Raw genomic sequence first — 14,899 nt, forward strand, 5'->3', positions numbered from 1 at the left:
GCGCCGGCGCGTCCGATCCCGCGCCATGCGCGGCGCGCAGAGCGGCCTTTTCGCACGGCCCCCTTTTCCCCGCGTCATGCGCCGGGTAGTTCAAGGCTGAACGAATTTCCCCGGAGGACGTCAGAATGGCCAAATCATTCGACATGATCGTGATCGGCGCCGGCCCCGGCGGCTATGTCGCCGCCATCCGCGCCGCGCAGCTGGGCCTGACGGTCGCCTGCATCGAGCGCGAGCATCTGGGCGGGATCTGCCTGAACTGGGGCTGCATCCCGACCAAGGCGATGCTGCGCTCGTCGGAGGTGTTCCACCTGATGCACCGCGCCAAGGAGTTCGGGCTGAAGGCCGAGGGGATCGATTACGACCTCGACGCGGTGGTCAAGCGCTCGCGCGGTGTGGCCAAGCAGTTGAGCTCGGGCATCGGGCACCTGTTCAAGAAGAACAAGGTCACCAGCATCATGGGCGAGGCGAAGCTGGCCGGGAAGGGCCGCGTCTCGGTCACGACCGACAAGGGCACCGAGGAGCTGACGGCGCCCAACATCGTCGTCGCCACCGGGGCGCGGGCGCGCAACCTTCCGGGGCTGGAGGCGGACGGCAAGCGGGTCTGGAACTACAAGCACGCGCTGCAGCCGCCGCATATGCCCAAGAAGCTGCTCGTCATCGGCTCGGGTGCGATCGGGATCGAATTCGCCAGCTTCTACAACACGCTGGGCGCCGAGACGACGGTGGTCGAGGTGATGGACCGCATCCTGCCGGTCGAGGACGAGGAGATCTCGAACTTCGCCAAGAAGCAGTTCGAGAAGCAGAAGATGACGATCCTGCAGAAGGCCATCGTCAAGGAGCTGGACCGCAAGGCCGACAAGGTGATCGCCACCATCGAATCGAAGGGCAAGTCGGAGACGCACGAGTTCGACACCGTGATCTCGGCCGTCGGTATCGTCGGCAATGTCGAGGGGCTGGGACTGGAAGAGGCCGGCGTGAAGATCGAGCGCAGCCATGTCGTCACCGACGAATACTGCCGCACCGGGGTCGAGGGTCTCTATGCGATCGGCGACATCGCCGGCGCGCCCTGGCTGGCGCATAAGGCCAGCCACGAGGGCGTGATGGTGGCCGAGCTGATCGCGGGCCGGAACGACGTGCACCCGGTGCGCCCCGAGAGCATCGCGGGCTGCACCTATTGCCATCCGCAGGTCGCGAGCGTCGGGCTGACCGAGGCGCAGGCCAAGGAGGCTGGGCACGACATCAAGGTCGGGCATTTCCCCTTCATCGGCAACGGCAAGGCCATCGCGCTGGGCGAGCCCGAGGGCATGGTGAAGACGGTCTTCGACAAGAAGACCGGCGAGTTGCTGGGTGCGCATATGATCGGCGCCGAGGTGACCGAGCTGATCCAGGGCTACGTGGTCGGCCGCCAGCTGGAGACCACCGAGGAGGACCTGGCGCATACCGTCTTCCCGCACCCGACCCTGTCGGAGATGATGCACGAGAGCGTGCTCGACGCGGACGGGCGCGCGATCCACTTCTGAGCACCACCCCCGATTCCGGGGGCCGGACGGGACTGGACGGGACGGGGCGGCGCGAGCCGCCCTTTCGCGTTTTGCGGGCCGGCGGACGGTGGGACGCGCGGCGGCCGCCCGGCGCCTGTCAGGCGGCCGTTTCGCCGTCCGGCAGGATTTCGACATCGGTCACGAGGATGATCTCGCAGCCGCCGACGATCGTGCTGTCGTCGCGCCGCGTCGAGGAGCTCCAGGTCGAGATGCGATCGCCGGTGACCTCGACCAGATAGCCGCGCAGCCGGACTTGCGCTCCGACCTCGATCGCCATCAGTGCATCGCTCACCGCCTGGTTCGCCGGGATCAGGTGGTTGTTGGTGACCTGCTCCGACCAGTTGGCGGGCAGGGCGGCGTCGGGCGGCGTGATGGCCCAGACGGCGCGCGGCGCGGTGCGGAATTCGATTGCGTCGGTGCCGCCGGGGCGGGCCAGATCGCCCCAGACGATCCCGAGGTCGAGCGGAGAGACCGGGCTCGTCGCGTCGTAGCGGAACTCGCGGCGGGTCACGACGCGCCCCTCGATGACGTAGCCATGCAGGAGACGCGCCTCGAACCCCTCGGCCAATCCGACCCGCATCGCCTTGACGGCCGTCTGCGCGGGCGCGCCGTCCGGCTCCGCCCTGAGCGGGAGTGACGGGAGCCGCGCGGTGTTCACCGCGGTCGCGATTTCGGGGGGCGGCGCGTATTTCTCGCCAACGAGCGTGACGAACAGCGCGGCCAGGCCGATGGCGAACAGGGTGAGTTTCGCTCCCTCGTCGAACATTCCGGGCGCTGCCCCTCGATTGCTGCGCGAGGGGCGGAGGATATCCGCGCAAGATGGCAGAAATTTGCCCTGTCGCGGGGCTGAGCGGGTCCGGGACCCGGGTCATGCGGCCGGGGGGCGGGTCACATGTGGTGGAAGTGATGGACCCAGCAGGCCTCGACGAACTTTTCCATGCCGTCCGGAATATGCGCGACGGTCCAGTCCGCACCCGCGAATTCGCTCAGGCTTTCCGCGCTGTCCCAGACCGAGATCATGGCGTATTCGTCCGGATCCGCCTCCGACGGCCCGCCCACCGTCACCTCACGGCACCCCGGATACTGCGTCACCGAGGCACGGGCGACGGTCCGGAACAGGGGCTCGAAGGCCTCGCGCAGGTCTGGCTTGATGCGGACGCGGTAGATGCGGGTGATCACGATAGGTCTCCTTTCGCGACAGCAAAACAGATCGCCCGGCGCGGTTGAACCGCCGAATTCCCGGCCCGAAAAAGCGAAGGGGACGCCGGGGCGCCCCCTTCTCCATCCCGGGGCAAATGCCTCAGGCGTGCGCGGCCGCTGTCTGCCAATCGGCCACCACGTCATAGGTCCTGGGTTCGGGCTTGCCCTCGAGATATTCCGCGAATTGCGACCAGAGCTCGGAGACCTTCTCGCGGCTCTGCTCGGACGTCTTGCGGTCCTTGACGAGCGAGACGACGTAGCCGTGCCCCTCCTCGTCGATGGCGTTGATGAAATGCGCCATGCCGGGCAGCCCCATGATCTGGGGCTTGAGCTTCTCCATCGTCTTGATGGCGGCCGCGCGCTTGTCCTTCTTGAACTTGAAGGTGGTAATCCTGGCGATCATCGACATTCCCTCCCAAAAATGCGGCGGCGCGTGCCGAAGCGGCCGAACCGCTGGCGCGATCCTAGCATGAAAGCGGCCCGGGCGGCCGGTCGGTGCGCGGGGGCGCGCGGCGTCGGCCATTTCCGGCTGCAGGGGACGGGCCCGCGCGAGGCGGCGATCCCTGTGCTAGGGTGGCCGCCGGGACATGGGAAAAAGGGGGCCGGCATGGCGCGGGAAGGCGATCCGTTCGGCGATGTGGAGAATGCCGGCGAGGCGTTCGTGGACGCGGTGATCCGGGCGCTGGAGGCGCGGGCGGCGGAGCCCGCGATGCAGCGCATCGTCACGGCCTATCTGGACGCGCTGGACTGGCCTGGGGACGGGCTGCATGTCGAGGTGGGCGCGGGCACGGGCGCGATCGCGCGGGCGATGGCGGCGCGGGCCGGGTCGGGGCGGGTGGTCGCGACCGATCCGTCGCCGGCCCTGCTGGCTGCGGGACGCGAGCTGGCGCGGGACCTGCCGAACCTGGCCTTCGAGGTGGCCGACGGGGCGGGCCTGCCGTTCAAGGCGCGCAGCGTCGACAACCTGGTGATGCACACCGTCCTGAGCCACGTGCCCGACCCGACGATCCTGCTGCGCGAGGCGGCGCGGGTGCTGAAATCGGGCGGGCGGCTGGTGGTCTGCGACGCGGATTTCGCCAAGACCTCGCTGTCGAGCGGGCCGGGCGATCCGCTGCAGGCCTGCGCGGAGTTCTTCGCACATTACTTCGTGACCGACGCGCATCTGGTGGCGCGGCTGCGCGACCTTCTGCGCGAGGCGGATTTCAAGCCCGGGCCCCTGCGGATCGACCCGCGGGTGATCGCCGAGGGGCAGGGCGCGATGACATGGGTGGGCCTGGGCGGGCGGCGCATGGTCGAGATGGGGCTGATCGGCCAGGACCTCGCCGACGCGCTCGTGGCCGAGCACGACCGGCGGATCGCCGAGGGCCGGCTTTACGGCTTCCAGCCCTTCGCGACGGTGATCTCGGTGCGCTAGGGCGGCGCGGCTGGCGGGCGCGCCGGCCTTCTGGCAAGGGGAGGCATGGACCGCACGCGCTGGGGCCTCGTCGCCCTGATCTTCCTCGCCGGGCTGCTGGCCGCGGCGCAGTTCGGCAAGATCGCCCTGACCCTACCGGAGACGGCGGCGGCCTTCGGGCGGCCGCTGCCGCAGATCGCGCCGCTGGTGTCGCTGGTCGGGCTGATGGGGCTGGCGCTGGGCGCGATGGCGGGCGGGGTGACGGCCGGGCTGGGACCGGGCCGCACCTTCCTGGGCGGGCTGCTGCTGGGCGGAGCGATGTCGCTGATCCAGGCCTTCATGCCGGGCTATTGGTGGTTCGTGGCCAGCCGCGCGGTCGAGGGCTTCGCGCATCTTGCGCTGGTGGTGGCCGGGCCCGCGCTGATGGCGGCGGCGGCCGATGACCGGGACCGGCCGGTGGTGATGGGCCTCTGGGCGCTGTTCTTCGGGGCGTCGCTGGCGATTTCGGCGGTGATCTTCCCGGCGATCCTGGCGGTCGGCGGGCTGCCGCTTCTCTTCGCGCTGCACGGTGCGGCGCTGCTGGCGCTGGCGGTACCGCTCTGGCCGATGGTGCCGCGGATCCCGCGGACGCGCGTCTCGCTAAACCCGGTGGCCACGCATCGCGCGATCTACGCGCGGATGCGGACGGTGGCGCCGGGGCTTGGCTTCGTGTGCTACACGTTCCTCTTTGTGGCGCTGATCGCGATCCTGCCGCCCGGGCTGGACCGGCCGGGGCTGGCGGCGAGCCTGCCGATCTTCACGCTGGTCACGACGCTGCTGGGCGGCGCGCTCTGCCGCCGCTTCGTGCCGTGGAAGGTGGCTGCGTCGGGATTCGTGGGAACCGCGCTGGGGCTCATGGCCGAGATGGCGGGCGTGCCCGGCGCGCTGCCCTTCGCCTTCGCCGCGATGGGGCTGATCCCGGGGGCGAGCTTCGCCGCGATCCCCGCGCTGAACGCCGATCCGGGCGACCGCGCCCGCGCCACCGGCGCCATTGCGCAGCTGGGCAACTTGGGCACGGTCAGCGGCACGCCCGTGCTGGCCGCGATCTGGGCCGCCTTCGGGATCGAGGCGGTGATCTGGACGGGCGTCGCCGCCGCGCTGCTGGGCCTGGGGCTGGGCAGCTGGGCGGGGCGGCGGGCGGCTGGCACCGTCGATGGCGATGTGGTAGACGTTCGCTGAACGTTCTCCGCCGGGGCGGGACGCGGCGTCGAAGCGGATTGCATGATGGCGCGCGCCCCCTAGGTAACGGGTTTGGCAGGTTTCGGGGGCTGGCATGGCCGAGCAGAAGTTCATCGAGGTGCGCGGCGCGCGCGAGCACAATCTCAAGGGGATCGACGTCGATATCCCGCGCGACCAGCTTGTCGTGATCACCGGGCTGTCGGGATCGGGCAAGTCGAGCTTGGCCTTCGACACGATCTATGCCGAGGGCCAGCGCCGCTATGTCGAGAGCCTGTCGGCCTATGCACGCCAGTTCCTCGACATGATGCAAAAGCCCGACGTGGATCACATCTCGGGGCTGAGCCCCGCGATCTCGATCGAGCAGAAGACGACCTCGAAGAACCCGCGCTCGACCGTCGGCACGGTGACCGAGATCTACGACTACATGCGCCTGCTCTATGCCCGTGCGGGCACGCCCTATTCGCCCGCCACCGGCGAGCCGATCACCGCCCAGCAGGTGCAGGACATGGTCGACCGTGTGATGGCGATGGCGGAGGGGACGCGCGGCTATCTGCTGGCGCCCATCGTGCGCGACCGCAAGGGCGAGTACCGCAAGGAGATGCTGGAGCTGCGCAAGCAGGGTTTCCAGCGGGTGAAGGTGGACGGCGAATTCCACGACCTCGACACGCCGCCCGAGCTCGACAAGAAATTCCGCCACGACATCGACGTGGTGGTGGACCGCATCGTGGTGCGCGAGGGGCTGGAGACGCGGCTGGCCGACAGCTTCCGAACCGCGCTGGACCTGGCCGACGGCATCGCCATCCTCGAGACCGCGCCGAAGGAGGGGGAGCCCGAGCGGTTTACCTTCTCCGAGAAATTCGCCTGCCCGGTCTCGGGCTTCACCATCCCCGAGATCGAGCCGCGGCTGTTTTCCTTCAACGCGCCCTTCGGGGCCTGCCCGGTCTGCGACGGGCTGGGGGCGGAGCTGTTCTTCGACGAGCGGCTGGTCGTGCCGGATGTCACGCTGAGCCTGCAGAAGGGCGCGATCGCGCCCTGGGCCAAGACCAAGTCGCCCTATTTCACCCAGACCATCGCGGCGATCGCCAAGCATTACGGCTTCGACCAGAAGGCGGCCTGGAAGGACCTGCCCGAGGAGGTCCAGCAGGTGTTCCTGCGCGGCTCGGGCGAGGAGAAGATCAAGTTCCGCTACGACGAGGGGGGCCGCGTCTACGAGGTGAGCCGCGTCTTCGAGGGCGTGATCCCGAACATGCAGCGCCGCTACCGCGAGACCGACAGCGCCTGGGTCCGCGAGGAGTTCGAGCGCTACCAGAACAATCGCCCCTGCGGCGCCTGCGGCGGGTTCCGGCTGCGCCCCGAGGCGCTGGCGGTGAAGATCGGCCCCGCGGACGGGCCAACGGATGCGCGGTTGCACGTGGGCCAGGTCGTGCAGATGTCCATCGCGGAAGCCCTGCGCTGGTGCGAGGCGGTGCCGGGCCAGCTGTCGAAGCAGAACAACGAGATCGCGCGCGCCATCCTCAAGGAGATCCGCGAGCGGCTGGGATTCCTGAACAATGTCGGGCTGCAATACCTGACGCTGAGCCGGAACGCCGGGACCCTGTCGGGCGGCGAGAGCCAGCGGATCCGGCTGGCGAGCCAGATCGGCTCGGGCCTAACCGGGGTGCTCTACGTGCTCGACGAGCCCAGCATCGGGCTGCACCAGCGCGACAACGACCGGCTGCTGACCACGCTCAAGAACCTGCGCGACCAGGGCAATACGGTGATCGTGGTCGAGCATGACGAGGAGGCCATCCGCGAGGCCGATTACGTCTACGATATCGGCCCCGGGGCCGGGGTGCATGGCGGCACGGTCGTGGCCCATGGCACGCCGGGTCAGCTGGAGGCGAACCCCGCGAGCGTGACCGGCGACTACTTGGCCGGGCGGCGCGAGATCGCGGTGCCGGCGCAGCGGCGCAAGGGCAACCGCAAGAAGGTCACCGTGGTCGGCGCGACCGGCAACAACCTCAAGGGCGTGACGGCCGACTACCCGCTGGGCAAGTTCGTGGCCGTGACGGGCGTGTCGGGCGGCGGCAAGTCCACGCTGACCATCGAGACGCTGTTCAAGACGGCCTCGATGAAGCTGAACGGCGCGCGCCAGACGCCCGCGCCCTGCGAGACGGTCAAGGGGCTGGAGCATCTCGACAAGGTGATCGATATCGACCAGCGGCCCATCGGGCGCACGCCGCGGTCGAACCCCGCGACCTATGTCGGGGCCTTCACCCCGATCCGCGACTGGTTCGCCGGTCTGCCCGAGTCGAAGGCCCGCGGCTACAAGCCCGGGCGCTTCAGCTTCAACGTCAAGGGCGGCCGCTGCGAGGCCTGCCAGGGCGACGGGGTGATCAAGATCGAGATGCACTTCCTGCCCGACGTCTATGTCGAGTGCGAGACCTGCAAGGGTAAGCGCTACAACCGCGAGACGCTGGAGATCCGCTTCAAGGGCAAGTCCATCGCCGACGTGCTGGACATGACGGTCGAGGATGCGCAGGCCTTCTTCAAGGCGGTGCCCACGATCCGCGAGAAGATGGACGCGCTGATGCGCGTGGGGCTGGGCTATATCAAGGTGGGCCAGCAGGCGACGACGCTGTCGGGCGGTGAGGCGCAGCGCGTGAAGCTGTCGAAGGAGCTGTCGAAGCGCTCCACGGGGCGCACGCTCTACATCCTCGATGAGCCGACGACGGGGCTGCATTTCGAGGATGTGCGAAAGCTTCTGGAGGTGCTGCACGAGATTGTCGACCAGGGCAATTCGGTCGTGGTGATCGAGCACAATCTCGACGTGGTGAAGACGGCGGACCACGTGATCGATATCGGCCCCGAGGGCGGCGATGGCGGCGGCGAGATCGTGGCCACCGGCACGCCCGAGGAGATCGCCGAGGTCGAGGCGAGCCACACGGGGCGCTATCTCAAGCCGCTGCTGGCCGGCCGCCGGATCGCGGCGGAATAGGCCGGGGCATCGGGCAAGGGGGGCTGCCCCCTTCGCCCGCCCCGGACCGGGAGCGCGGTGGCCGGCGCTTCGGCGTCAGCTATGCGATTTGCGGGTGCTGATGCCGAGGAGCGCGTAGGGCGGGCAGTAGCCGGTCGCCGCCGTCGCCAGCAGGACCACGCCGACCAGCCCGGACAGCCAGGCCCAGGCGCCCGAGAGCGAGACGATGGCGAGGATCAGAAGGACCACGCCGATCACCGTGCGCAGCGTCCGGTCGGTCTGGCCCATGTTCTTGGTAAGCATCTCGAAGCCTCCGATAAGCGGTGAATACGGAATGACGATGCCGCAGCCGCGCGGGGCCGGCCATGACGTGGATCAAGCCGGGGCGTGGGCCGCGCGCGATTTCGGCGGCCTCCGCCCGCGCTGAGCGCCGGTTCACCGCCGGGTTTCGCCCTTAGTCCCGCGCGACGATCAGCCGGTTCAACCCATGGAAATGGTAGATATCGGCGTAGCGCGGCGGCTCGACCACGCGCAGGCCGGGTAGGCGCGCGGTCAGGGCGCGCAGGCCTTCCAGCAGCTCGAGCCGCGCGAGCGGCGCGCCGAGGCAGAAATGCAGCCCGGCCCCGAAGCTGACCGGCGGGGGCGCGTCGGGGAAGCGGGCGGGGTCGAAGCGGGCGGGGTCGGGATAGGCGGCGGGGTCGCGATTCGCGCCCGCGAGCAGCAAGCCGACCCGGTCGCCGCGCGCGAAGCGGTGGCCGAAGGCCGCGACATCCTCTAGCGCGTAGCGGGTGAACATGTGCAGCGGCGGGTCGTGGCGCAGCACCTCCTCGACCAGCGCTTCGGTCACCGGCGCGCCCCAGAGCCCCGCCGCGCAGAGCCCCGCGACGCCGTTGCCCAGCGTGTGGACCGTCGCCTCGTGGCCCGCGTTCAGAAGCAGGATGCAGGTGGCGTTGACCTCCGCCCGGCTGAGCGTGCCTTCGGCGGCGACTTCGGCCAGCCGGGCGATCAGGCCGCCCGGCCGGGGCGCGTCGAGGATGTCGGACAGGTAGGCGGTGAATTCGGTGGCGGCCTCGGCGGCGGCGACCTCGTCGGCGTGGCTGCGGCGGGCCTGGTACATGCCGACCATCGCGTTCGACCAGCGCAGGAGATGCGGTGCATCGGCCTCGGGCACGCCGAGCAGGCGCGCGATGACGCGGACCGGGAAGGGCCGCGCGAAGGCCTCGAGCAGGTCGAAGGGGCCCGCGGGCATGGCGTCGATCAGCTGGTGTGCGAGGGCGCGGATCTCGGGGCCCATCGCGGCGATGCGGCGCGAGGTGAAGGCACGCAGCACCTGGGCGCGCAGGCGGGTGTGGCGCGGCGGCTCCAGCTCAAGCATGGAATGGTCTTCGACCGCCCAGAAGCCGGCCTGGTGCGCGGGGCGGTCTGGCGGGAACGGATCCTCGCGCCCGAAGCGGCGGTCGCGCAGCAGCGCATCGACCGTATCCCGCCCGGCGGCGCCGGGCATGGCGTAATCCTCCCAGATGGCGAGCGGGCCCGCGGCGCGCAGCCGGTCATAGAAGGGATAGGGATCCTGCACGAAGCCGGGATCGGTCGGGGATTGGCGGAGCCGCTGCATGGGCGCGGGGTGCCCGGCGCGGGCGGGTCGGTCAAGACGGCTTGCCGCCCGCGCGGCCCCGCCGGTATCACTGCCGGCATGTCGCGCGCGCTTCTTCCCATCGCCACGCTGCTGGGCGCGGCCCTGCTGGCGGGGCTGGTCTGGTGGGTCACGCTGGGCCAGGCGCTGGCGCAGCTGGAGGCCAAGGGCCGCTCGGACCTGAGCCTGGCCGCCGACCGGCTGATGCTGGAGCTGCAGCGGTCGCGCGACCTGGCGGTTCTGCTGGCGGCCGACCCGCGGGCGCGGGCCTGGCTGTCGGGCGAGGGCGATCTCGACCAGGCGGGCGCGGCGCTGCGCGGCTTTGCCGACCGGGCGGGGGCGTCGGACATCCTGCTGCTGCAGCGCGATGGCACGGTGGTGGCGGCGGCCACGGGTCGGCTGGCGCCCGTCGCAGGCGCGTCCTGGCTCGACCGCGCGGGGCAGGGCGCGCTGGGGTTCGGGCCCGCGCCGGAGGGGCGCGCGGTGACCCATGCGGCGCCGGTCTTCGGGCCGTCGGGCAAGGTGACGGGGGCGGTGGCGGTCACGCGCTCGCTCTCGGGCATCGAGAGCGGCTGGCGGGGCGAGCCGCAGGCCATCTATTTCACCGACGCGGCGGGCGACGTGGTGGTGTCGAACCGCGAGGAGCTGCTGGGCGGGCCGCCGCGGCAGGAGCTGACGCCGATCCAGGGCTTCGATATCCGCCGCGTCGATGCCGGGCGCTACGTCCCCGATCACGCGCTGCATCTGGAGTTGCCGCTGCCGACGCTGGACCTGCTGGCCGAGCTGCTGCTCGACATCGCGCCGGCCAAGCAGCTGGCGCAGGCGCGGGCGCTGGCCGCGGGGGCGGGGCTTCTGGTGCTGGGCGCGCTGCTCGCGGTGCTGTGGGAGCGGCGGCGGCGGCTGGCGCGGGACAATGCCGCGCTGGAGGATCGGGTGGCGCGGCGCACGCGCGACCTGCAGGCCGCGAACCGCCAACTGACCGCCGAGATCGGCGAGCGGCGCGAGGCGGAGGCGGCGCTCAAGCGCGCGCAATCGGAGCTGGTGCAGGCGGGCAAGCTGTCGGCGCTGGGGCAGATGTCGGCGGGCATCAGCCACGAGCTGAACCAGCCGCTGATGGCGATCCGCAGCTTCGCGCAGAACGGCGCGACTTTCCTGGAACGCGGGCGGACGGAGGCGGCGGCCGACAACCTGGCCAAGATCGGAATGCTGGCGCATCGCGCGGGCCGCATCATCCGCAACCTGCGCGCCTTCGCCCGGGCCGAGCCCGAGCCGGCGGTCGAGACCGATCTGAGCGCGGTGATCGAGGCCGCGCTGGAGATCACCGAGACGCGCCGCCGCGAGGCCGGGATCGAGACGCGGCTGGACCTGGCGCCCGGGCCGGTTCGGGCGATGGGCGGCGAGGTGCGGCTGGGGCAGGTGCTGGTGAACCTGATCTCGAATGCCGTGGACGCGATGGCCGAGCGCGAGACCCGCCTGCTGGAGATCGCGCTGGAGGCCGATCCGCCGCGGATCACGGTGCGCGACACGGGGCCCGGCCTCGACAGTCCCGAGCATGTCTTCGACCCGTTCTACACCACCAAGGAGGTCGGCGCCGGGCTGGGGCTGGGCCTGTCGATCAGCTACGGCATCGTCTCGGGCTTCGGCGGCACGATCCGCGGGCGCAACACGGGCACGGGGGCGGAGTTCACCGTGACCCTGCCGCCCATCGCGGCGGAGGCGGCGGGGTGAGCGACGTACTGCTGATCGAGGATGACGCGCATGTCCGCGAGGCGCTGTGCCAGACGCTGGAGCTGGCCGATCTGTCGGTGGTGCAGGCGGGCAGCTTCCTGGCCGCCGAGCCGCGGCTGACGCGCGATCTGGCGGGCGTGGTGCTGTCGGATGTGCGGATGCCCGGGCGCGACGGCTTCCACCTGCTGGGCGTGGCGCGGCGGGTCGATCCGGACCTGCCGGTGATCCTGCTGACCGGCGAGGGCGATGTGCCCTCGGCGGTGCGCGGCATGTCGGAGGGGGCCTTCGCTTTCCTGGAGAAGCCCTGCGACCCGGACGCGCTGGTCGATACGGTGCGCCGCGCGCTGAGCCTGCGGCGCGCGACGCTGGAGGCGCGGCGCGCGCGGGGTGCGCAGGAGGGCGGGGACGCGGCGGCGCGGATCCTGCGCGGTACCTCGCCCCAGTCGCAGGCGCTGCGCGACACGGTGCGCGCGGTCGGGCGCGCGGCGGGGCCGGTTCTGATCCATGGCGAGCCGGGCACGGGGACGTCGAAGGTGGCGGAGGTGATCCATCTGCTGTCCGCGCGCGCCGGCGGGCCCTTCGTCAAGCGCGCCGCGCCGGCGCTGGACGCCGCGAGCCTGGAGGAGGCGCTGCGGCTGGCTGAGGGGGGCAGCCTGTTTCTCGACCATGTGGAGGCGCTGCCGCGCGGGCTGCAGCATCGCCTGCCCGAGGAGGAGGGCGCGCGCCTGCTGGCCGCGACCAATCGCGATCCCGCGACGCTGCTGGACGTGCTGGAGCCGGACCTGTTCTACCGTCTGGAGGGGCTGCGCGTGCATATTCCGTCGCTGCGCGACCGGCCGGGCGACATCCCGGTCCTGTTTGCGCATTACCTGGCCTCGGCCTGCGAGCAGGCGGATATCCCGGTGCCGACGGTCCCGCCCGAGATGCAGGCGCGGCTGATGGCGGGGGAATGGCGCGGCAACGCGCGGGCGCTGATGAACCACGCGATGCGCTACGCGATGGGGCTGGAGGAGCGGACCGGCACGCCGCGCGCGGGGCTGGCGGAGCGGATGCGCGCGGTGGAACGCTCGATCCTGGTGGAGACGCTGGAGCGCCATGGCGGGCAGGCGAGTGCCGCGGCGCGCGACCTCGATCTGCCGCGCAAGACCTTCTACGACAAGCTGGCGCGGCACGGGCTGAAGCCCGAGGACTACCGCGACGAGTGAGGATATGTGCGGATTTCCGCACAGGCCGGCGGCCGGGAGCGTGCGGATTTCCGCACAAGCCCGCGCCCGAACGTGAAGGACATCGCGCAAACACCTGAGGGGCAGAGAAAACCTCTGGGTCGATTTTGCCGCTTTACGCGCCCCGCGCAGGCCGTAACGTCGCGTCGCAACGTGTCCTAGAGGAGGGCACGAAAGGGAGGATATCCATGAAGTACCTGACCACCGCCGCCACCGCGCTGGCGCTGACCATCCCCGCCGGGGCCGCCTTCGCCGACGCCCATGGCGGCTGCGACGACGGCGAGATCGTCGTCAAGTTCTCGCACGTGACCAATACCGACCGTCACCCCAAGGGCATCGCCGCCAGCCTGCTGCAGGAGCGCGTGAACGCCGAGATGGACGGCACGATGTGCATGGAGGTCTTCCCGAACTCCACGCTCTACACCGACGAGAAGGCGCTCGAGGCGATGCTGCAGGGCGACATCCAGCTGGCCGCGCCGTCGCTGTCGCTGTTCGAGCCCTTCACCAAGGGCTTCCAGCTGTTCGACCTGCCCTTCCTGTTCGAGGACATCGCCGCGGTCGACGCGTTCCAGGCGTCCGAGGCCGGTCAGGCCCTGCTCGACTCGATGCAGCGTCGCGGCCTTCAGGGCCTGGGCTTCTGGCATAACGGCATGAAGCAAATGTCGGCCAACAAGCCGCTGATGATGCCCGGGGATGCCGCGGGCCTGAAGTTCCGCGTCCAGCCTTCGGACGTGATCGTCGCGCAGATGGAAGCGATCGGCGTCTCGCCGCAGCCCATGGCCTTCGCCGAAGTCTACGGCGCGCTGCAGACCGGGGTCGTCGACGGGCAGGAGAACACCTGGTCCAACATCTACGGCCAGAAGTTCTTCGAGGTGCAGGACGGCATCACCGAGACCAACCACGGCATCATCGACTACCTCGTCGTGACCTCGGTGGATTGGCTCGACAGCCTGGACGCCGACGTGCGCGACCAGTTCCTGACGATCCTCGACGAGGTGACCGTGGCCCGGAACACCGAGTCGACCAACGTCAACGAGGCGGCCAAGCAGGCCATCGTCGATGCCGGCGGCGAAGTGCGCCAGCTCACGCCCGAGCAGCGGACCGCCTGGGTCGAAGCGATGAAGCCGGTCTGGGCGCAGTTCGCCGAGTCGATCGGTCAGGAGAACATCGACGCCGCGATGACCTTCTCGAACTGACAGGTTCGCATTCAGATGCTACCGTTCCGGGCCGCCATCGCGCGGCCCGGACGCCATAGGGAGGGGGGTGCCCATGTCGACACGATATGAGCCGAAGGGCCGTTGGGGCCGCTACGTGCATTCGTTCGAGGAGACGGCCATCGCCGTCCTGCTGGGCCTGATGACCTTGCTGACCTTCGTGGCCGTCGTGCTGCGATACGTCTTCAACAGCTCGCTCATCTGGTCGCTCGAGGTCATCCTCATCCTCTTCGCGTGGCTGGTGATCTTCGGCGTCAGCTACGCCTTCAAGATCACCTCGCATCTGGGCGTCGACGCGCTGACCAACGTGCTGCCCACGCGCGGCAAACGGATCTGCGCGCTGCTCGCGGGGGTGGTGACCATCGCCTACGCGCTGCTGATGCTGAAGGGGGCGTGGGATTACTGGGCGCCCTATGCCGCGCTCGACCGTACCAGCGGGACGTGGTTCCCCACCGGCTTCGAGGAGACGCGCGAGCAGGCTTGGTACGTCACCGACCAGGTCCCGCCGATGCGCTGGCTGTTCGGCTGGCTGGAGCCGCTGATCAACCAGGGCGAGGCATACGAGAAGATGCCCCGGGTGATCCCCTATTTCATCCTGCCCCTGGGCTCGGCCCTGATCCTGTTCCGGGTCGTGCAGGCCTTCATCGCCATCGTGAAGGGCGAGCGCGAGAGCCTCATCGTCAGCCACGAGGTCGAGGATGCCGTCGATGAGGCCGCGTCACACCACTATGCCGGCGAAGACACCGCCGAACTCTATGACGGGCAGCTGCCGCCCGCGCGCAGGAGCTGAGCC

13 protein-coding genes are annotated in these 14,899 nt (G+C 70.3%); 8 read left to right on the forward strand and 5 right to left on the reverse strand.

Annotated elements, in window-relative coordinates; genetic code table 11:
* The first annotated feature begins 125 nt into the window (after positions 1 to 125).
* Positions 126 to 1,520: a dihydrolipoyl dehydrogenase gene (gene lpdA, locus P8627_RS14470; RefSeq protein WP_279964948.1), complete on the forward strand. Its 1,395-nt coding sequence runs from the start codon at positions 126 to 128 to the stop codon at positions 1,518 to 1,520.
* Positions 1,521 to 1,638: 118 nt separating this feature from the next.
* Here lpdA and P8627_RS14475 read toward each other — a convergent pair whose 3' ends face one another.
* The 3 genes from P8627_RS14475 to P8627_RS14485 all read right to left on the reverse strand — a co-directional run bounded on the left by P8627_RS14475 (position 1,639) and on the right by P8627_RS14485 (position 3,144).
* Positions 1,639 to 2,307 carry a hypothetical protein gene (locus tag P8627_RS14475; RefSeq protein WP_279964949.1) on the reverse strand — a complete coding sequence of 223 codons (669 nt, stop codon included), beginning with the start codon at positions 2,305 to 2,307 and terminating at the stop codon, positions 1,639 to 1,641.
* Between the two features lie 122 nt (positions 2,308 to 2,429).
* The gene (locus tag P8627_RS14480; protein WP_279964951.1) at positions 2,430 to 2,720 is read right to left on the reverse strand and encodes an antibiotic biosynthesis monooxygenase family protein; all 291 of its coding nucleotides are present in this window, start codon (positions 2,718 to 2,720) and stop codon (positions 2,430 to 2,432) included.
* Positions 2,721 to 2,841: 121 nt separating this feature from the next.
* The gene (locus P8627_RS14485; protein WP_279964954.1) at positions 2,842 to 3,144 is read right to left on the reverse strand and encodes a hypothetical protein; all 303 of its coding nucleotides are present in this window, start codon (positions 3,142 to 3,144) and stop codon (positions 2,842 to 2,844) included.
* A gap of 204 nt (positions 3,145 to 3,348) precedes the next feature.
* Here P8627_RS14485 and P8627_RS14490 point away from each other — a divergent pair, with 204 nt between their 5' ends.
* From P8627_RS14490 to uvrA, 3 genes are all read left to right on the forward strand, one after another.
* Entirely contained in the window at positions 3,349 to 4,155 is an 807-nt protein-coding gene (locus tag P8627_RS14490) for a methyltransferase domain-containing protein (RefSeq protein WP_279964955.1), read from the forward strand.
* 45 nt (positions 4,156 to 4,200) lie between these two features.
* Entirely contained in the window at positions 4,201 to 5,352 is a 1,152-nt protein-coding gene (locus P8627_RS14495) for an MFS transporter (RefSeq protein WP_279964956.1), read from the forward strand.
* 94 nt (positions 5,353 to 5,446) lie between these two features.
* Entirely contained in the window at positions 5,447 to 8,329 is a 2,883-nt protein-coding gene (uvrA, locus tag P8627_RS14500) for an excinuclease ABC subunit UvrA (RefSeq protein WP_279964958.1), read from the forward strand.
* A gap of 75 nt (positions 8,330 to 8,404) precedes the next feature.
* Here the strand turns inward: uvrA and P8627_RS14505 are convergent, their stop codons facing one another.
* On the reverse strand, positions 8,405 to 8,611 hold the full coding sequence (locus P8627_RS14505; protein WP_279964959.1) for a YgaP family membrane protein: 207 nt from the start codon (positions 8,609 to 8,611) through the stop codon (positions 8,405 to 8,407).
* Between the two features lie 151 nt (positions 8,612 to 8,762).
* Entirely contained in the window at positions 8,763 to 9,923 is a 1,161-nt protein-coding gene (locus P8627_RS14510) for a cytochrome P450 (RefSeq protein ID WP_279964960.1), read from the reverse strand.
* Between the two features lie 78 nt (positions 9,924 to 10,001).
* Between P8627_RS14510 and P8627_RS14515 the strand changes: the two genes are divergently transcribed.
* The 4 genes from P8627_RS14515 to P8627_RS14530 all read left to right on the forward strand — a co-directional run bounded on the left by P8627_RS14515 (position 10,002) and on the right by P8627_RS14530 (position 14,896).
* Positions 10,002 to 11,669: an ATP-binding protein gene (locus P8627_RS14515; RefSeq protein WP_279964961.1), complete on the forward strand. Its 1,668-nt coding sequence runs from the start codon at positions 10,002 to 10,004 to the stop codon at positions 11,667 to 11,669.
* A complete protein-coding gene (locus P8627_RS14520; protein ID WP_279964962.1) occupies positions 11,666 to 12,874 on the forward strand; it encodes a sigma-54-dependent transcriptional regulator in 1,209 nt (402 codons plus the stop codon). Before P8627_RS14515 ends, P8627_RS14520 begins: the two co-directional genes overlap by 4 nt.
* Before the next feature lie 206 nt (positions 12,875 to 13,080).
* A complete protein-coding gene (locus P8627_RS14525) occupies positions 13,081 to 14,088 on the forward strand; it encodes a DctP family TRAP transporter solute-binding subunit (RefSeq protein WP_279964964.1) in 1,008 nt (335 codons plus the stop codon).
* A gap of 73 nt (positions 14,089 to 14,161) precedes the next feature.
* Positions 14,162 to 14,896, forward strand: a complete 735-nt coding sequence (locus P8627_RS14530; RefSeq protein ID WP_279964966.1) for a TRAP transporter small permease — start codon at positions 14,162 to 14,164, stop codon at positions 14,894 to 14,896.
* Positions 14,897 to 14,899: the final 3 nt, after the last annotated feature.

The sequence above is a fragment of the Jannaschia sp. GRR-S6-38 genome (assembly GCF_029853695.1).
Classification (GTDB): Bacteria; Pseudomonadota; Alphaproteobacteria; order Rhodobacterales; family Rhodobacteraceae; genus Jannaschia; species Jannaschia ovalis.